The 17,997-nt window shown below is 62.6% G+C and carries 15 protein-coding genes; 12 read left to right on the top strand and 3 right to left on the bottom strand.

Annotated elements, in window-relative coordinates:
* Positions 1–75: 75 nt before the first annotated feature.
* Positions 76–1,479 (bottom strand): DUF4214 domain-containing protein, encoded by a 1,404-nt coding sequence (locus tag F3J45_RS05515; RefSeq protein WP_167058512.1) that lies wholly within the window; start codon positions 1,477–1,479, stop codon positions 76–78.
* Between the two features lie 17 nt (positions 1,480–1,496).
* A complete protein-coding gene (locus F3J45_RS05510; RefSeq protein ID WP_205300409.1) occupies positions 1,497–2,315 on the bottom strand; it encodes a hypothetical protein in 819 nt (272 codons plus the stop codon).
* A gap of 650 nt (positions 2,316–2,965) precedes the next feature.
* Here F3J45_RS05510 and F3J45_RS05505 point away from each other — a divergent pair.
* The 11 genes from F3J45_RS05505 to F3J45_RS05455 all read left to right on the top strand — a co-directional run bounded on the left by F3J45_RS05505 (position 2,966) and on the right by F3J45_RS05455 (position 16,758).
* The gene (locus F3J45_RS05505) at positions 2,966–4,789 is read left to right on the top strand and encodes a type I secretion system permease/ATPase (RefSeq protein ID WP_167058509.1); all 1,824 of its coding nucleotides are present in this window, start codon (positions 2,966–2,968) and stop codon (positions 4,787–4,789) included.
* Between the two features lie 12 nt (positions 4,790–4,801).
* Positions 4,802–6,127 (top strand): HlyD family type I secretion periplasmic adaptor subunit, encoded by a 1,326-nt coding sequence (locus tag F3J45_RS05500; RefSeq protein ID WP_167058506.1) that lies wholly within the window; start codon positions 4,802–4,804, stop codon positions 6,125–6,127.
* A 2-nt stretch (positions 6,128–6,129) separates the two neighbouring features.
* Positions 6,130–7,539 (top strand): TolC family outer membrane protein, encoded by a 1,410-nt coding sequence (locus tag F3J45_RS05495; protein ID WP_205300408.1) that lies wholly within the window; start codon positions 6,130–6,132, stop codon positions 7,537–7,539.
* Between the two features lie 467 nt (positions 7,540–8,006).
* Entirely contained in the window at positions 8,007–9,038 is a 1,032-nt protein-coding gene (gmd, locus tag F3J45_RS05490; RefSeq protein ID WP_167058500.1) for a GDP-mannose 4,6-dehydratase, read from the top strand.
* 5 nt (positions 9,039–9,043) lie between these two features.
* Positions 9,044–9,934, top strand: a complete 891-nt coding sequence (locus F3J45_RS05485) for a GDP-mannose 4,6-dehydratase (RefSeq protein WP_370526285.1) — start codon at positions 9,044–9,046, stop codon at positions 9,932–9,934.
* On the top strand, positions 9,931–11,076 hold the full coding sequence (locus F3J45_RS05480) for a glycosyltransferase family 1 protein (RefSeq protein ID WP_167058494.1): 1,146 nt from the start codon (positions 9,931–9,933) through the stop codon (positions 11,074–11,076). Before F3J45_RS05485 ends, F3J45_RS05480 begins: the two co-directional genes overlap by 4 nt.
* The gene (locus tag F3J45_RS05475; RefSeq protein ID WP_167058491.1) at positions 11,073–12,182 is read left to right on the top strand and encodes a glycosyltransferase family 4 protein; all 1,110 of its coding nucleotides are present in this window, start codon (positions 11,073–11,075) and stop codon (positions 12,180–12,182) included. Before F3J45_RS05480 ends, F3J45_RS05475 begins: the two co-directional genes overlap by 4 nt.
* Before the next feature lie 148 nt (positions 12,183–12,330).
* Positions 12,331–13,263: an SDR family oxidoreductase gene (locus F3J45_RS05470; protein ID WP_167058488.1), complete on the top strand. Its 933-nt coding sequence runs from the start codon at positions 12,331–12,333 to the stop codon at positions 13,261–13,263.
* Positions 13,260–14,264, top strand: a complete 1,005-nt coding sequence (locus tag F3J45_RS05465) for a glycosyltransferase family 4 protein (protein WP_167058486.1) — start codon at positions 13,260–13,262, stop codon at positions 14,262–14,264. Before F3J45_RS05470 ends, F3J45_RS05465 begins: the two co-directional genes overlap by 4 nt.
* A 42-nt stretch (positions 14,265–14,306) precedes the next feature.
* Positions 14,307–16,316 carry a nucleoside-diphosphate sugar epimerase/dehydratase gene (locus F3J45_RS05460; protein ID WP_167058483.1) on the top strand — a complete coding sequence of 670 codons (2,010 nt, stop codon included), beginning with the start codon at positions 14,307–14,309 and terminating at the stop codon, positions 16,314–16,316.
* 118 nt (positions 16,317–16,434) lie between these two features.
* A complete protein-coding gene (locus F3J45_RS05455) occupies positions 16,435–16,758 on the top strand; it encodes a ComEA family DNA-binding protein (protein ID WP_167058480.1) in 324 nt (107 codons plus the stop codon).
* A gap of 153 nt (positions 16,759–16,911) precedes the next feature.
* Here the strand turns inward: F3J45_RS05455 and F3J45_RS05450 are convergent, their stop codons facing one another.
* A complete protein-coding gene (locus F3J45_RS05450; RefSeq protein WP_016500979.1) occupies positions 16,912–17,079 on the bottom strand; it encodes a DUF2897 family protein in 168 nt (55 codons plus the stop codon).
* A gap of 150 nt (positions 17,080–17,229) precedes the next feature.
* Between F3J45_RS05450 and pyrF the strand changes: the two genes are divergently transcribed.
* A complete protein-coding gene (gene pyrF, locus F3J45_RS05445) occupies positions 17,230–17,931 on the top strand; it encodes an orotidine-5'-phosphate decarboxylase (protein ID WP_167058477.1) in 702 nt (233 codons plus the stop codon).
* Positions 17,932–17,997 lie beyond the last annotated feature (66 nt).

The raw sequence follows: 17,997 nt of genomic DNA, 5'->3' as shown, positions 1-17,997 counted from the left end.
GAGGGGCGACCCGAAAGTCGCCCCTTTGCATACACCCGGCCTTGCGGCCGGGCATACGCGCTACGGCAGGGCTAGTTACACCTGGCCGTGCAGCACAACGACGTTGTCGATGTGTGCTTCAGCTTCAACGGAACCAACGATGCCCAGGGCTACGTCGGCGTGGGTGCCGCCGTTGGCCAGCACTTGCATCCAGCCAGCCTTGCCAGTTTCTTCCGCAGCACGGCCCAGGGCCGACTGGTACAGAGCGTCGATGAAGTCGCTGTCAGACTTGTTGCTGGCTTCCGCCGAGTCGACGATGCCTTTGGCAACGTCTGCACGGCTGGTGCCGTTGACCAGCAGGCTCACCCAACCTTGCAGGCCGGCTTCTTCTACATCGCGACCCAGTACGTTGCTGTACAGGCTCGAAACGAAGTCGGCGTTCGACTGGTCCAGTGCCTGCGCTTCGGCCGACGTTGCGATAGCGGCTGCTACATCAGCCAGCGTGCCACCGTTGGCCAGCACGTTTTGCCAGCCGGCCAGGCCTACGCCTTCTGCATCACGACCCAGCAGGGACTGGTACAGCTCGTTGATGTCAGTGGCGTTGACAGCGTACGTGAACTCAGCCGAGTTCAGGAACGTGTTGGCGATATCGGTCAGCGAAGAGCCCGAGTTCAGCGCGTCGACGAAGCCCTTCGCGCCGGAAACGTCGGCGTCACGGCCCAGGATGCCTTGGTACAGGCGCAGAGCGTCTGCTTCGGCTTCGCTGTGTGCCAGGGCAACGGTGTCACCATTGGCGAAGCTCAGGAACTCAGCGTTGCTGATCAGCGCGGTCTGGTTGCCGGTCAGGTTGACGGTGAAGTTGGAGTCGCTCACAGCGAACTTGTAGTCGCCACGTGCGCCGTCGAGCTGAACAACGTCGAAGCCTGCACCGGTGTCAACTACGTCAGCGTGGTTGCTGCCGCTGAGGATCACGGTGTCGGAGCCCGAACCGGTCTTCACGTAGTTGTTGCCTTCGCCAGCAACGATGGTGTTGTTGCCGTTGCCGGTGATGATGGTGTCGTTACCAGCGCCTGCATCGATGTAGACGTTCTGGTCGCCTGCAACGGTGATCAGGTCGTCGCCGCCGCCGGTGGCGATCAGCTGGTCGATGGCAACAGCGCCGTCAGCGGCCAGGGCAGCAGCCTGGGCAGCCGGAGTCGGTACGTTGACAACCAGGTTGGCATCGCTTTCCAGGATGAAGGTGTTGGCACCTGCAGCCACGGCTTTGGTCAGGTCAACAGCGACCTGGTCGTTCTTCTGGCCTGCAACCACGCCGGTGACCACGTTGGCGGTACCGCTTTCTGGCAGCACCAGGTTCACGCCGTCGAAGGTAGCAACGTTGACGGTTGCGCCTTCTTCATCCAGGCCCAGCAGGGAGGTGATGGCGTCGATGGTGCCAGCCGACAGCTGCGAGGCTGCCAGGTGGTCTTGCAGTTCCGAGACGGGATTATCGTATTGCATGGTGTATTCCTGTTACTTCAAGCCAATTGGCTTGCTGCACTGATTTTCTGCGGTTGCGCAGAGTGTTCCCACGGAGACTTAGAGCGGGCAGCGTTCATCTTCGTAACGGGAGTAATGGCGATATGCAGCGCCACCAGAGGCTCGGTGCCAGTGGGGCCATGCATCATCTGGTTGGTTACCAGGCTTTGCGGCTCGGCGTTGCCGAACACGATATGGCCTGTGAGTTCGTAGTGTTTGCGTTGCGGGCCGACCAGGCTGAAACCTGCGCAAATCAGCGGCAGGCCTTCGCCACGCACGCCAACGAAAGTGCCGGTGGACACGTTGCGGCTAGGGCCGGAGCCGGCGACCATGCAGGTGTACAGCAGGTCGACACCGGCCGGTTTGTTCGGCCAGTTGACGGCAAAGCTTTCAATGAATTCGTTGCTGTTCGGGGTGCCGACCCAGCCTTCGTGGGAAGTCACTTCACCCGTGGTTTGCAGGTGTGCGGTCAGCGCCAGCGGCATGGGCGCTGTGCTGGCAGCGATAGCTGGGGTGGGTTCACCGCCGGCCACCACGGCAAAGGTGCGCATGATGGCGGGGGAGGTGTCGATGCGGTCGATGCGCAGGTCGATTGGGTCGATCACTGCGTCGAACATGTGGTATTCGGTAATCAGGATGGTGGTGACGCCACCTTTCACCCGGGCCACGATGGTGTCGCCCAGTTTGGTCAGCATGTTCTTGCTGACGCCCTCGGCGGGGAAGAAGTCGATGGAGCCTTTGCCCAGCGGTGCTTGTTGCAGCGCGATGCAAACTGGCTTGTCGGCAGGGGGCTGCGAGGCATAGCGGAAAATGTACATGCCCGGCTCGAGTAGCGTCACTCGCGAGCTGATTTTCAAACCATCTAGGGTTTGCGAAGGCATAGACATGGCGTTGTTAAGCTCCTTTTAAACACACTGGCAGCTCACTTGCTCAAACCCGTGCATACACCAAACGGCCTTACTGGCCTTTCCCTGCGAAGGGGCGAAGATGCAGTGGTGTGAAAAAGTTGTCAACTGCAGCGGGTAAAAAAAATTTCATCAAAAAAGTGAACTAAATCACCTTGTTCGTGCTCCGGAGCGGTCTGGGAGGGCGGTTACAGGGCCATCGCCAGGCAGCCTTTTTGCGTTCTAAGTAACTTGAAATCAAGAGCTTACAGGCTTTTAATTGACTTGGGTCAAGCCTTCTGTTTTTTTGGCGCCGAAAAACTGTCACTCGTCGGGTTGGGTTGCCGTCTGTCGGTATTCATACCGCCGCATGTGGCAATCTGATGTGCAACTAAGGGTGGGTTCGAGCCCGCTGCGCAGGGCCCTATCCCTGCATTTCTCAGCCGGCTAGCAAGTTTCATCATTCAGCCGCCAGTGGGTTGTGTATCGGGTGCCAGGTCAATGACTTGAGGAAACCAACACGCCGCTCGTCTAGTCGGGTGATACACTGCCGGCCGTTTTCGCCTTTCTCACGTATGGAAACTATGAGTTCACTATCCGAAAATAACCTGCAGTCCGCCCTCAAAGCCTGTAAAAGCAGCTTCCTTTCGGTCGGTTTCTTCAGCTTCTTCGTCAATGCCCTGATGCTGGTGCCCACCTTCTTCATGATCCAGGTGTCGGGCCGTGTTGTGCCTTCCAGCAGCACTTCCACGTTGCTGATGCTGACGCTGATTCTTACGGTGCTCGTAGTCACCATGGGTGCTTTGGAATGGGTGCGATCGCGGATCATGGTGCGTATCAGTAATCGCCTCGATGTGATGCTGAGTCGTGATGTGTACCGAGCGAGTTTCAAGCGCGCGCTTAACAGTGGTGGGGCAGATGCCACCGCGCAGTCCCTCAATGACCTGACATCGTTGCGCCAGTTTTTCACGGGCTCAGGCCTTTTCGCCTTCTTTGATGCGCCTTGGTTCCCGATCTACACCATTGTCATGTTCCTGTTCCACCCTTGGTTCGGTTGGATGACGCTGGCCTGTGGCGCGGTGTTGACGACTCTGGCGGTGGTGAACCATCGAGTTACCGGGCAGGCTCTGGCCAGCGCGAACAGAGAGAACGTAGCTTCGAACGTTGTCACGACCAAGACCCTGCGTAACGCCGAGGTCATCGAGTCGATGGGCATGCTCGAAACCCTGATGAATCGTTGGGCTAAGCGCCAGCGCAACATCATGTTGTTGCAATCGCGGGCCAGCGATAAGGGTGGAGTGGTTAGTTCGTTCTCCAAAACGTTCCGCACCTGGTCGCAGTCGATCATGCTGGCTATCGGCGCATACCTGGTGGTCACCCATGAAATCAACCCAGGCCTGTTGATGGCCGGTTCCCTGCTATTAGGCCGGGCGCTGTCACCGATCGACCAGATGATCGGCAGTTGGAAAGGCTTCGTCTCCGCCAAGGTGCAGTACGACCGCCTGAGCAAGGTAATGGACGACCTGAAAAACGAACCCGAGCGCATGCCACTGCCAGCCCCCGAAGGCCACATCCAGGTCGAAAACCTGATCGTCGCCCCGCCTGGCGCTAAGGCCCCAGTCCTGCGCAGCGTCAACTTCGTGACCCCGGCCGGCTCCATCGTCGGCATCATTGGCCCAAGCGCCGCCGGCAAGTCCACCCTGGTGCGTGCCCTAATGGGGATCTGGCCGCCTCAACATGGCGTGGTCCGCCTCGACGGCGCCGATATCGCCAGCTGGGACAAACAAGCCTTGGGCCCGTACGTCGGCTACCTGCCCCAGGACATCGAGCTGTTCGAAGGCAGCATCAGCGAAAACATCGCCCGCTTCGACAAAGTCGACCCAGAAAAGGTCGTGCAGGCCGCACAAATGGCCGGCGTGCACGAAATGATCCTGATGCTGCCCGACGGCTACGACACGGTCATCGGCAGCGACGGCATCAACCTCTCCGGCGGCCAGCGCCAGCGCATCGGCCTGGCTCGGGCGCTGTACGGCAACCCACGGCTGATCGTGCTCGACGAGCCCAACTCCAACCTCGACGACGTTGGCGAACGCGCCTTGGGCGTGGCCCTGCAGAAGCTCAAGGAAACCGGCGCCACGGTGTTCATCGTTTCACACCGGCCAAACATCCTTACCCGTTTGGACCGCATTCTGGTCATGGCAGGTGGCACGGTGTCGCTGTATGGCGAGCGCGACCGGGTTATCGCCGAGTTGGCCGCCCAGCAGGCCAAGGCCCAAGCGCAGGCCCAGCAGCGTGTTGCCCAGCCGGCCGCCCCGCAACCAACGGCGGCCGCCCCCGCCGCGCCTCACCCGGTTTCCCCCGCGGCCCCTGCCGCTGCGCCCGCAGCTCCTGCCGGCACTGGCGCGTAAAAGGATTTTCAGATGAGCAGTAAAGCGATCACCACGTTCGACCACAATTTCGACGACATGCCCACCTCCGACCGCGGCATCCGCCGCATCGGCCTCACCATTGTCTTCGTCACCTTCGGCATCTTCGGCACCTGGGCGGCATTCGCCCCGCTCAGCAATGCCGTGCATGGTTCCGGCACGGTTACCGTGCAGAACTACCGCAAGACCGTGCAGCACCTGGAAGGCGGCATCGTCAAAGAGCTGTATGCCCGTGACGGCGACTTGGTGAAGAAGGGCGACCCGCTGATCGTGCTGGATGAAAGCCAGCTCAGCTCGGAATACGAGTCCACCCGCAACCAGCTGATCGTCGCCCGCTACAAAGAGGCCCGTTTGCGCGCTGAGCGCGACGGCCTGCCGGTGATTCCAGCCGTAACCATGGAAGGCACCGACTCCCAGCGCGCCAGCGAAGCGTTGGCCGGCGAACAGCAAGTATTCAAGGCCCGTCGCGACTCATTGCAAGGTGAGATTTCGGTGAACCGCGAGCGCATCGAGCAGATGAAGCAGCAAATCGCCGGCCTCAACGACATGATCCGCACTAAAACCGGCCTGGAAAAATCCTACAGTGGCGAGATCAAGCAACTAAAGGAATTGCTCGCCGAAGGCTTCGTCGACAACCAGCGTCTGTTGGAGCAAGAGCGCAAGCTGGACATGCTCAAGACGGAAGTGGCCGACCACGAGTCGAACATCACCAAAACCAAGCTGCAGATCGGTGAAACCGAACTGCAGATCGTACAGTTGAAAAAGAAGTTCGACGCCGACGTTGCCAACGACCTGTCCGATACCCAGGCCAAAGTATTCGACCTGCAGGAAAAAGAAGCCGCACTGCGTGACCGCCTGTCGCGGGTGGTAATCCGTGCGCCGGAAAGCGGCATGGTGCTGGACATGAAAGTACACACCATCGGTGGCGTGGTCAGCGCAGCCACCCCGCTGCTGGATATCGTTCCGGCCTCTTCGGAGCTGGTGATCGAAGCCAAGGTCGCGACCAAGGACATCGACCGCCTGGAACTGGGCAAAACCGCCGACATCCGCTTCAGCGCCTTCAACCAGGCCACTACACCGGTCATCGAGGGCACCCTGACGCGCATCTCGGCCGACAGCCTGACCGAGGAGCGCACGGGCGACCAGTATTACCTGGTGCGGGTCAACGTCACCGAAGACGGCATGAAAAAGCTCGGCAACCGCAAGCTGCAGCCCGGCATGCCGGCTGAAGTCCTGATCAACGCAGGCGACCGCACCATGCTGCAGTACCTGTTGAAACCGGCGCGCAACATGTTCGCTGAATCGCTGATCGAGGAATGATTGTGCTGCGTTTGCTCCCCGGTGTACTGATGTGCGTGGCCGCCTGGCAGGCGGTGGCGGTTGAAAACCAGGGCCCCAAGGGGGTGTCGGCGTCTACCTACGCGCTGGACCTCGCCGGCCTGTACCGCGAGGCCCGGCTGGAAGACCCGCGCGTGCTGATAGGCTACGCCAAGGCGCGTTCGGCCGCCGAGAAACAGCGCGAGGCCTTTGGCCAGTTGCTGCCACAGGTGTCGGCCAATGCCAACTCAAGCCGCGTGCTGCGCAAGAATGAAACCGCACGCGACATCTACAACAACGAAACCTACTCGCTGAGCCTTACCCAGTACCTGTACAACAAGCCGGCCTGGGAGCGCTACCAGAAGTCAAAGAGCGTCAAGGCCCAGCAGGGCCAGCAGGCCGAGGACACCCTGGCTGAGGCCACGGTAGACCTGGCCAAGCGTTACTTCGTCGCCCTGGCGGCGGACGACGAGCTGGCGCTGGTGCAGGCCGAGCGCCGGGCCACGCAAAAGAACCTCGACCGGGTGAGCATGATGTTCGACCGGCAGATGGCCAAGATCACCGACAAGCTCGACATGCAAGCGCGGGTCGACTTCCTGGCGGCGCAAGAGGTGGATGCACGCAACCAGGTGCAGGTAAGCCGCGAGGCACTGGCCGACATCGTAGGCCGGCCGGTGAACGAACCGCTCAGCCGGGTGCGTAACGACGTTGCCCTGCAGGCGCCAACCCGGCCGCTGCAAAGCTGGATCACCCAGGCGATTGAAACCAACCCGATGCTCAAGGCTTCGCAAAGCGGCGCGGAGGCTGCGAATGCGGCGGTGCGCGAGGGCAAGGGCGAGCATTACCCGCAACTGGCCTTGAGCCTGAGCGCGCAACAGTCCGACCAGGGTTACGACAACACCCAGGCGCCGCGCAGCGACAGCTACGTGGCCTCGCTGGGGGTGAAAATCCCGCTCTACAGCGGCGGCTCTACCTCGGCCCGGGTGCGTGGCCTGTATGACGACCAGCTGGCGGCCGAAGAGCAAGCCGAAGGCGTGCGCCGGCAGGTGGTGAAGGAAACCACCACGGCCTACCTCACCGCCCAGTCCAGCGTCGAGAAAATCCGCGCCAACCGTAATGCGCTGTCGTCGGCGCAGAAGTCGAGCCTGGCGGCGCAGAAGGCCTTCAGTTTCGGCGTGGTGAATGCGGTAGACGTGCTGAATGCGGTGCAGAACGAGTTCAAGGCCCGGCGTGATTTGCTCAAGTCGCAGTACGATTTCATCACCAACCTGTTCCTGCTCAACCGGTGGGCAGGGGAGCTGAACCAGGACAGCGTCGACCATGTGAATGTGTGGTTGAGCCCGGTTCCTGAAACCAGTTTGCCGGGCGGTGATGTAGCCCAGGTGGACAGCGCCGCAGAGCCGCGGCGCCGCTAACCGCTCAGGGAGCATTGCCCGCACCCGCGCCGCAATTCCCCTGTGGGAGCGGGCTTGCCCGCGAAGAAAGCGACGCGGTGGATGGCACCGGCTTTGCCGGTGTTCGCGGGCAAGCCCGCTCCCACAGGATTCACCGTTAAGTCAGGCATTTACGATTTGTCCCCTGAGGGCGGTGGCGGGGAATTTCAGAAATTTCCTACGCCCATTCCGCTGGAATTGGCTGTTCCCGGAACTTATCCTACGCCCCATGTCGAATAGCGTTCGGTTGTCGGGAAAAAACCGCGCTTGTACGCTGTGCAGGGGGCATTGATACCACCTGGCGAGCGCCGGCTTTTTCCAAGTCGAGCGCACCGTCCAACAGATGTATACTCCGTCATCGAACCTTAAAGTGCGCGTGGCAGGATTCGCCCGCGCCGGTCTGACATTCACACATGCCCGCACGGCACTATCGGAGTTGGTTAAGTCGCATGAAAGCAATCGTCACTGGGATCACTGGTCAAGACGGCGCCTACCTGGCGGAACTGCTGCTGGAAAAGGGCTACACCGTCTACGGCACCTACCGTCGCACCAGCTCGGTCAACTTCTGGCGCATAGAAGAGTTGGGTATCCACACCAACCCCAATCTGCACCTGGTCGAATACGACCTCACCGACCTCTCGGCCAGCATTCGCCTGCTGCAAACCACTGAAGCCACCGAGGTGTACAACCTCGCGGCGCAGAGCTTCGTGGGCGTTTCCTTCGAACAGCCTGTCACCACCGCCGAAATCACCGGCCTGGGTGCGGTGAACCTGCTCGAAGCCATCCGCATCGTCAACCCGAAGGTGCGCTTCTACCAGGCGTCCACCTCGGAAATGTTCGGCAAGGTCCAGGCCATTCCACAGGTCGAGGATACCCCGTTCTACCCGCGTAGCCCCTACGGTGTGGCCAAGCTGTACGCCCACTGGATGACCATCAACTACCGCGAGTCGTACGGCATCTTCGCCACCAGCGGCATCCTGTTCAATCACGAGTCGCCACTGCGCGGCCGTGAGTTCGTCACCCGCAAGATCACCGACTCGGTGGCCAAGATCAAACTCGGCCTGCTCGACAAGCTGGAGCTGGGCAACCTCGACGCCAAGCGCGACTGGGGCTTTGCCAAGGAATACGTCGAAGGCATGTGGCGCATGCTGCAAGCCGAAGTGCCAGACACCTTCGTGCTCGCCACCAACCGTACCGAAACCGTGCGTGACTTCGTGTCCATGGCCTTCAAGGCCGCCGGCATCGAAATCACCTGGGCTGGCAAGGACGAAGCCGAGCAGGGCACCTGCGCCGCCAGTGGCAAGGTGCTGGTCGTCATCAACCCGAAATTCTACCGCCCTGCGGAAGTCGAGCTGCTGATCGGCAACCCGGCCAAGGCCAAGGAAGTGCTGGGTTGGGAGCCAAAAACCAGCCTCGAAGAGCTGTGCCGCATGATGGTCGAAGCCGACCTGCGTCGTAACGAAAAAGGGTTCTCGTTCTGATGCAAATGGCCAGCAAACGCGCGCTCATCACAGGGATTCAGGGCTTCACCGGCCACTACATGGCAGCCGAGTTGCAAGCCCGTGGTTATCACGTCATAGGGACTGGCAGCCAGCCGTCGCAGGCACCTGACTACCATCAGGTCGACCTCACCGACGGCCCTGGCCTGCGTGCATTGCTGGCCGAACTGCAGCCGGATGTCATCGTGCATCTGGCTGCCATCGCCTTTGTCGGGCACGGCGCCGCCGATGCGTTCTACCAGGTGAACCTGGTGGGCACGCGCAACCTGCTCGAAGCCATCGCGGCCTGCGGCAAAACACCAGACTGTGTGTTGATCGCCAGCAGTGCCAACGTCTATGGCAATGTTTCCGAAGGGATGCTGGGCGAGCAGACGCTGCCCGCACCGGCCAACGATTACGCGGTCAGCAAGCTGGCCATGGAATACATGGCCCGGCTGTGGTTCGACCGCCTGCCAATCGTCATCACGCGCCCCTTCAACTACACCGGTGTCGGGCAGGCAGAGAACTTCCTGCTGCCCAAGATCGTCTCGCACTTCCAGCGCAAGGCCGACACCATCGAACTCGGCAACCTTGATGTATGGCGCGATTTCAGCGACGTGCGCGCCGTGGTGCAGGCCTACCGTGGCCTGATCGAAGCACGCCCGGTGGGGCAGACGGTGAACGTCAGCTCCGGGCAAACCCACTCGCTGCGCGAAGTAATCGCCAAGTGCTCGGCCATCACCGGCCATGCTATCGAGGTGCAGGTCAACCCAGCGTTCGTGCGCGCCAACGAGGTCAAAACCCTCTGTGGCGACAACAGCCTCCTGCGCGCGCTGGTACCGGGCTGGCAAACCCCGTCGTTGGATGAAACCCTGGGTTGGATGCTTACGGGTAAATGAAGCTCATCCTTTCCGTCGAGCCGGTCCGCTTCCCGCTGACCGGCATAGGGCGCTACACCTACGAACTGGCCACGCGCCTGCAGAACAGCAGCGCAATTACGCACCTTGAGTTCTTTGCCGGGCGGCGCTTCCTGCCGGCCTTGCCCCAGGCGGCTGAGCAGTCCGATGCGGTGCACGGGCTCAAGCGCCTGGTGCAAAAGAATGGCCTGGCCGTGGAGGCCTACCGGCGGCTGATGCCTTACCTGCGCAAGCGTGCGCTGAAAGGGCATGAGGACCACCTCTACCACAGCCCCAATTACTACCTGCCGCCGTTCGCAGGGCGCAGCGTGGCAACGTTTCATGACTTGTCGCCCTTTACCTGGGCGCACTGCCAGGCCCCGCAGATTGCCCGCTACCTGCAGAAGGAACTCAAGCAGACGCTGGCACGTGCAGACGCGCTGATCACCGATTCGCACTACACCCGCCAGGAGCTGGCCGATTACTTCGCCTGGCCCATCGAACGCATCCATGCAGTGCCCCTGGCCAGCTCGCCGGAATTCTACCCGCGCAGCGCCGAGGCCCTGCGTGAAACGCTGGCCCGCCATGGCCTGGTGCCGGGTGGCTACAGCTTGTATGTCGGCACCATCGAGCCGCGCAAGAACCTGGAAACCCTGCTGGATGCCTACGGCAAGCTGCCATTGGCGCTGCGCCAGCGCTGGCCCCTGATCCTCACCGGCTACCACGGTTGGCGCAGCGAGGCCATTCACCAACGCATCGCCCAGGCGCAGCAACAAGGTTGGGCCCGCTACCTGGGCTTTGCCGCCAGTGAAGAGCTGCCGCTGCTGTACGCCGGCGCGCGCTTGTTCACCTTCCCCTCGCACTACGAAGGCTTCGGCCTGCCGGTGCTCGAAGCCATGAGTTCGGGCGTGCCGGTGGTGTGCTCCAACAGCTCCTCGTTGCCAGAAGTGGCAGGGCAGGCCGCACTGATGTGCGCGCCGGACGACGTCGATGGCCTGAGCGCCCTGTTGCAGCAAGGGCTCGAGGACGAAGCCTGGCGCCAGTCGGCCGTGCAGCAGGGCTTGCAGCATGCCGCCGGGTTCTCCTGGGAGCGTTGTGCCCAGGCCACCATCGAGGTCTACCGCAAGGTCAGCGAGGGACGATGATCAAGGTACTGCACTTTTTCAAAACCTATTACCCCGACTCCATGGGCGGCATCGAGCAGGTCATCTTCCAGATCGCCGAAGGCACCCGCACCCACGGTATCGAGCCCGAAGTGCTTTACCTCAGCGACCGCGGCGCGGCGCGCAACGAGCCAGTGGCGAACCACCTCACGCACCGTGCCAAGCTCGATCTGCACCTGGCCTCCACCGGTTTTTCCGTGTCGGCGCTGAAGGATTTCACCGAGCTGGCCCGCCAGGCCGACATCGTGCATTACCACTTCCCCTGGCCCTACATGGACCTGGTGCACTTCCTGGCCCGCCTGAACAAGCCGACCGTGGTCAGCTACCATTCGGACATCATCAAGCAAAAGTGGCTGCTCAAGCTCTACCAGCCGCTGATGCACCGGTTTTTCGCAAGCGTCGACCGGGTGGTGGCATCCTCGCCCAACTACGCGGCCCACAGCCCGGTGTTGACGCGCTTCAAGGACAAAGTCTCGATCATTCCCTATGGGCTGGACCGGGCCACCTATCCGCAGGCGTCAGCCAGCAAGCTGGCCTACTGGCGCGAGCGGCTGGGTGAGCGGTTCTTCCTGTTCGTGGGGGCACTGCGTTACTACAAAGGCCTGGACTACCTGCTGCAGGCGGCCAAGCTCAACGGGTTGCCGGTGGTGGTCATGGGCGGCGGTTTCCTTGAGGCAGAGTTGAAGCAACAGGCAGCCGACCTTGGCCTGGGCAATGTGCATTTCCTGGGCGGCTTGCCGGACGAAGACAAGGCCGCGTTGCTCGAACTGTGCTACGGCTTCGTGTTCCCCTCGCACCTGCGTTCGGAATCCTTCGGTATTTCCTTGCTGGAAGCGGCGATGTACGGCAAGCCGTTGATTTCCTGCGAAATGGGCTCGGGCACGACTTTCATCAACCTGGCCGACCAAACCGGCCTGGTAATACCGCCGCGCGACGCCCCGGCACTGGCCCGGGCCATGCAGCGCCTGTGGGATGACCCGGCCATGGCCCAGGCCATGGGCGCCAAGGCCCTGGAGCGCTACGAGCAGGTGTTCACCGCCCCGGCCATGGCCGCGGCCTATGCCGATTTGTACCGAAGCCTGCTGTAAGGGACAAGCGCGGTTGAATACTGTGGGAGCGGGCTTGCCCGCGAACACCGGCACAGCCGGTGCCACCCACCGCGGTGCCTGTTTCGCGGGCAAGCCCGCTCCTACAACGGTCGCGCCAGATTTTGGATTAGCGCTAAGAATACTATTCATGGACAGACGAACAATTCTTGTCACCGGCGCCAGCGGTTTCGTAGGCAGCGCCCTGTGCCGCCAGTTGAACGCCTCCGGCGCCTTCAGCGTCCGCGCCCCGTCACGCCGTGACGGTGAACTCGGCGCCGCGACCGACTGGGCCCCGATGCTGGCAGGCGCCGACGCAGTCATCCATGCCGCCGCCCGGGTGCATGTCATGCAGGAAAATGCCAATGACAGCCAGGCCGAACACCGCCGGGTCAACACCGAGGGCACGCTGAACCTCGCACGCCAGGCCGCTGCTGCCGGTGTGCGCCGTTTCATCTTCATAAGCTCGATCAAGGTCAATGGCGAACTCAGCCAGCCCGGCCAGCCCCTGCGCGCCGATGACCCGCCCGCGCCCCAGGACGCCTATGGGGTGTCCAAGCACGAGGCCGAGCAGGGCCTGCTGCAACTGGCCGCGGCTACCGGCATGGAGGTGGTGGTGGTGCGCCCGGTGCTGGTCTACGGGCCAGGGGTGAAGGCCAACTTCCTCAGCATGCTGCGCTGGGTGCAGCGTGGCGTGCCGTTGCCGCTGGGCGCACTGCGCAACCGCCGCAGCCTGGTGTTCGTGGAAAACCTCGTCGACCTGGTAATGACCTGCCTCGATCACCCGCAAGCGGCCAACCAGGTGTTTCTGGCCAGCGACGGCCAGGACGTCACCCTCAGCGAACTGCTGCGCGCCCTCGGCCAGGCGCTGGGGCGCCCGGCGCGCCTGCTGCCAGTGCCACCCGTGTTGCTGTACACGGCGGCGCGGGTGCTTGGGCGCGGCGACCTGGCGCAACGCCTGCTAGGCTCGCTGCAAGTCGACATCGCCAAGAACCGGCAACTGCTGGGCTGGGCACCTCCCTACACGCTGCAACAAGGACTCAACGTGACCGCCCGCGCTTTCCTGGATGCCCAACCCCGATGATCTGGCTGATGCTGGCCGCAGGCCTCGCCGCCCTGGCAATGACCGCGGGCCTGCGCCGTTACGCGCTGTCCCGCAGCCTGCTGGACATCCCCAACGCCCGCAGCTCGCACAGCCTGCCGACCCCGCGCGGTGGCGGCCTGTCGTTCGTCATCACGTTCATGCTGGCGGCACTGGCCCTGGGCTGGAACGGTCTGCTTGCGCCGTCGCTGCTGGCCGGCCTGCTGGGTGCCGGCGGGCTGGTGGCGGTGATCGGGTTCATGGACGACCACGGCCATATCGCTGCGCGCTGGCGCCTGCTCGGGCACTTCCTGGCCGCTGGCTGGGGGCTTGCCTGGCTGGGCGGCCTGCCGCCGTTGCTGGTGTTCGGCTGGGAGCTTCACAGCGCCTGGCTGGGCGCGGTGCTCGGTGCGCTGTACCTGGTGTGGCTGCTCAACCTGTACAACTTCATGGACGGCATCGACGGCATCGCCAGCATCGAGGCCATCTGCGTGTGCCTGGGCGGCTGCCTGTTGTACGCGCTGGTGGGCCACCCCGAGGCGCTATGGCTGCCGCTGTTGTTGGCGGCCACGGTGGCCGGCTTCCTGTTCTGGAACTTCCCGCCAGCGCGCATTTTCATGGGGGACGCCGGCAGCGGTTTCCTCGGCATCGTGCTGGGTTTGCTGGCGTTGCAGGCAGCCTGGATAAATCCGCTATTATTCTGGGGATGGTTAATACTTTTGGGTGTGTTCGTGGTGGATGCCACGTTCACCCTCGGGCGCCGCTTGCTGCGCGGTGAGCGCGTCTACGAGGCGCACCGCAGCCATGCCTACCAGTATGCCTCGCGCCAGCACGGCAGCCATCGGCCGGTCAGCCTGGCGGTGGCGGCAATCAACCTGGGCTGGTTGCTGCCGGTAGCGTTGGTCGTGGTAGCGTTCCAGCTCGACGGGGCAACGGGAACCCTGGTGGCCTATGTGCCTCTTATACTGCTGGCGGTCAAATACCATGCTGGGAAGCGCGAGTAACATGATCACGGCTAGCGGGCATGGCACCTTGAGGAGGGCCGGATGAGCGAGGCAAACAACGACAGCGTGCGCCAGTTCCTGGTGAACCTGTCACGGCGGCAAAAACGCCTGATCCAGGTGTGCACCGACGTGCTGCTGATCTGGCTCGCCCTGTGGCTGTCGTTCATCGTGCGCCTGGGCATCGACGAGATGTACAACCCGATCCTGGAGCACACCTGGCTGTTCCTGGCTGCGCCCACCGTGGCGGTGCCGCTGTTCATCCGCTTCGGCATGTATCGGGCGGTGATGCGCTATTTCGGCAACGACGCCCTGGTCACCATCATCAAGGCGGTGACCCTGTCGGCGTTGATCCTGGCGGTGGTGGTGTACTGGTACAGCAACCACAAGGAAGTCGTGCCGCGCTCGATCATCTTCAACTATTGGTGGCTGAGCCTGGTGATCATCGGTGGCTTGCGCCTGGTCATGCGCCAGTATTTCCTCGGTGACTGGTTCACCGGCAACCATCAGATTCCCTTCGCCAACCGCGACGATGGCCAGATCAAGGTCGCCATCTATGGCGCCGGTACTGCTGGCAACCAGCTGCTGGCGGCCCTGCGCATGGGCCGGGTGATGCGCCCGGTGGCGTTCATCGACGATGACGGCGACCTGGCCAACCGGGTTATTTCCGGGCTGCAGGTGTACAAGCCCAAGCACCTGCAGCAGATGATCAAGGAAAGCGGTGCCCAGGAGATCCTGCTGGCCCTGCCACGCGCCTCGCGCTCGCGGCGCAAGGAAATCCTCGCGTTCCTCGAACCGTTCCCGCTGCACGTGCGCAGCGTGCCGGCCTTCGCCGACCTTGCCAGCGGCCGGGTGAAGGTCGATGACATCCAGGATGTCGACATCGCCGACCTGCTGGGGCGCGACCCGGTGCCGGCCCAGGAGGAACTGCTCGAACGCTGCATCAAGAAGCAAACGGTGCTGGTCACCGGCGCTGGTGGCTCGATCGGCTCTGAACTGTGCCGGCAGATCATCGGCTCGCAGCCCAGAACGCTGCTGCTGTTCGACCACAGTGAGTTCAACTTGTACAACATCCTCAGCGAGCTGGAACAGCGTATTGCCCGCGAGTCGCTGCAGGTGCGCCTGTTGCCGATCCTGGGTTCGGTGCGTAACCAGCAGCATTTGGCCGACATCATGGGCACCTGGCGGGTCGATACGGTCTACCACGCCGCTGCCTACAAGCATGTGCCAATGGTCGAGCACAACATGGCCGAAGGCATTCTCAACAATGTTTTCGGCACCCTGTGCACGGCCCAGGCGGCCTTGCAGTCGGGGGTGGCGAACTTCGTGCTCATTTCCACCGACAAGGCCGTGCGCCCCACCAACGTGATGGGCAGTACCAAGCGTTTGTCCGAGCTGATTCTGCAGGCGCTCAGCCGCGAGGCGGCGCCGGTGATGTACGGCGACAGTGCCAAGGTATCCCGGGTGAACAAAACCCGCTTCACCATGGTGCGCTTCGGCAATGTGCTGGGTTCTTCCGGCTCGGTGATCCCTCTGTTCCACAAGCAGATCAAGGCCGGCGGGCCGTTGACGGTCACCCACCCGAAAATCACCCGCTACTTCATGACCATTCCGGAGGCCGCGCAACTGGTGGTGCAGGCCGGGGCCATGGGGCAGGGCGGCGACGTGTTCGTGCTGGACATGGGCGAGCCGGTGAAGATCGTGGAGCTGGCCGAGAAGATGATCCACCTGTCGGGCCTGAGCGTGCGCAGCCCAAACAACCCCCATGGCGATATCGCCATCGAGTTCAGCGGCCTGCGCCCTGGCGAGAAGCTTTATGAGGAGTTGCTGATCGGCGATGACGTGGCGCCAACGCTGCATCCGATGATCATGACCGCCAACGAGGACTATCTCGCCTGGGACCTGCTGCGCGAGCGCCTGGGCGCCTTGCTCAAGGCGGTGGCTGAGGATGACTTCAGCCGGGTTCGGCAGTTGCTGCGCGAGCTGGTCAATGGCTATACGCCAGAAGGCGATATCGTCGATTGGGTGTACCAGCAGCAGCGCCAGGACAGATAGCGCGCTTTCCTACAGCCTGCGCTGTTTCTGGCGCTATCTCGCCGCACTTCGAGCCGTTAGTTTTACCGGGCAGCCAAGGAAACGCTGCCTTGTAAACTGACCCGAAGGAGTGCCTGTCATGCGCAATAACGTTCTGTCCTACCTGTTTCTGCCCCTGTTCGCGGGCCTGTCGTTTTCCGTCAATGCAACGCCCACCACTGCACCTGAGCCGGTGCCGTTGGTGAGCCAGCAAGCCATGGCCTCGGCCATGCTCAACCTGAACCAAGCGGATGCAGTTACGTTGCAAAAGGAGCTGAGCGGCATCGGTAAAGCCAAGGCCGAAGCCATCGTGGCCTACCGCGAGGCCAACGGGCCGTTCGCCTCGGTGGATGAGTTGCTGGAAATCAAGGGCATCGGCAATGCGCTGCTGGAGCGCAACCGTGGCAAGTTGAGCGTGGAGTAAGCACCCGTACCCCCGTAGGAGCGAGCGTAGCTCGCGATGGGCTGCAAGGCAGCCCCTGGGGCCGCTGCGCGCCCCATCGCGAGCTTTGCTCGCTCCTACGGGAATCACAGGGAATCACAGGTAATCACAGGTAATTGCGGGGTCGCTGTCCTCCTACCGATCCTGCGCATCCTTGGCATCGGCCTCGGCATTGCGCTCGTGCACCTTGCGCAATTGCTCATCCGTCAACGGCAGTTTCTTCGCCGTATCACGCAGCATCATCAGCCCGCCGACGATCGAACCCAAGGCTATGATGAGTATCAGCCAGGCATACCAAGGCATGTGTGTTTCTCCCATTCTCAAAAAGCGCATCGCTTGTAGGAAATTCGAGCAACTGCGCCATTGGTTGGTTCCATTATAGGATCCTGCCCCCTGGCCGACCAAATCTCGCGTACAATGCGCGCCGTTTTGACTTGCCAAAGAGACCTCGACATGTCCGCCTGCCAGACGCCCCTGATCGTCGCCCTGGATTTCCCTACCCGTGACGCCGCCCTCAAGCTGGCCGACCAGCTGGACCCGGCCCTGTGCCGCGTCAAGGTGGGCAAGGAGCTGTTCACCAGCAGTGCCTCCGGCATTGTCGAAACCCTGTGCCAGAAGGGCTTCGAGGTGTTCCTCGACCTCAAGTTCCACGACATTCCCAACACCACCGCCATGGCCGTGAAGGCGGCCGCCGAGATGGGCGTGTGGATGGTCAACGTGCACTGCTCCGGTGGCCTGCGCATGATGTCGGCCTGCCGCGAAGAACTGGCCAAGCGCAGTGGCCCGCAGCCGCTGCTGATCGGCGTGACCGTGCTCACCAGCATGGAGCGTGAAGACCTGGCCGGCATCGGCCTGGATGTCGACCCGCAAGAGCAGGTGCTGCGCCTGGCCGCACTGGCCCAGAAGGCCGGCATGGACGGCCTGGTATGCTCGGCCCTGGAAGCCCCGGCGCTGAAAGCTGCGCACCCGGCGCTGCAACTGGTAACCCCAGGCATTCGCCCCGCCGGCAGCGCCCAGGACGACCAGCGCCGCATCCTCACCCCGCGCCAGGCGCTGGACGCCGGTTCCGACTACCTGGTAATCGGCCGCCCGATCAGCCAGGCGGCCAACCCGGCCGATGCACTGAAGGCCGTCGTGGCTGAAATCAGCCGCTGAAACCCGCCGCTGTGTCGCCACCATGGATGATGTTCATCAAAACCTGAGATGCTGAGGGCCCGGCGC

The sequence above is a fragment of the Pantoea sp. Ap-967 genome, from assembly GCF_011752565.1.
Lineage (GTDB): Bacteria > Pseudomonadota > Gammaproteobacteria > Pseudomonadales > Pseudomonadaceae > Aquipseudomonas.
This window is presented reverse-complemented; position numbering and strand designations above follow the sequence as displayed.

Bases quoted from the DNA above. Each gene is read 5' to 3' on its own strand.
- F3J45_RS05450 (WP_016500979.1), bottom strand. From the start codon at position 17,079: ATGCCTTGGTATGCCTGGCTGATACTCATCATAGCCTTGGGTTCGATC.
- F3J45_RS05470 (WP_167058488.1), top strand. From the start codon at position 12,331: ATGGACAGACGAACAATTCTTGTCACCGGCGCCAGCGGTTTCGTAGGC.
- pyrF (WP_167058477.1), top strand. From the start codon at position 17,230: ATGTCCGCCTGCCAGACGCCCCTGATCGTCGCCCTGGATTTCCCTACC.
- F3J45_RS05510 (WP_205300409.1), bottom strand. From the start codon at position 2,315: ATGTACATTTTCCGCTATGCCTCGCAGCCCCCTGCCGACAAGCCAGTT.
- F3J45_RS05500 (WP_167058506.1), top strand. From the start codon at position 4,802: ATGAGCAGTAAAGCGATCACCACGTTCGACCACAATTTCGACGACATG.
- F3J45_RS05480 (WP_167058494.1), top strand. From the start codon at position 9,931: ATGAAGCTCATCCTTTCCGTCGAGCCGGTCCGCTTCCCGCTGACCGGC.
- F3J45_RS05485 (WP_370526285.1), top strand. From the start codon at position 9,044: ATGGCCAGCAAACGCGCGCTCATCACAGGGATTCAGGGCTTCACCGGC.
- gmd (WP_167058500.1), top strand. From the start codon at position 8,007: ATGAAAGCAATCGTCACTGGGATCACTGGTCAAGACGGCGCCTACCTG.
- F3J45_RS05460 (WP_167058483.1), top strand. From the start codon at position 14,307: ATGAGCGAGGCAAACAACGACAGCGTGCGCCAGTTCCTGGTGAACCTG.
- F3J45_RS05465 (WP_167058486.1), top strand. From the start codon at position 13,260: ATGATCTGGCTGATGCTGGCCGCAGGCCTCGCCGCCCTGGCAATGACC.
- F3J45_RS05455 (WP_167058480.1), top strand. From the start codon at position 16,435: ATGCGCAATAACGTTCTGTCCTACCTGTTTCTGCCCCTGTTCGCGGGC.
- F3J45_RS05505 (WP_167058509.1), top strand. From the start codon at position 2,966: ATGAGTTCACTATCCGAAAATAACCTGCAGTCCGCCCTCAAAGCCTGT.
- F3J45_RS05475 (WP_167058491.1), top strand. From the start codon at position 11,073: ATGATCAAGGTACTGCACTTTTTCAAAACCTATTACCCCGACTCCATG.
- F3J45_RS05515 (WP_167058512.1), bottom strand. From the start codon at position 1,479: ATGCAATACGATAATCCCGTCTCGGAACTGCAAGACCACCTGGCAGCC.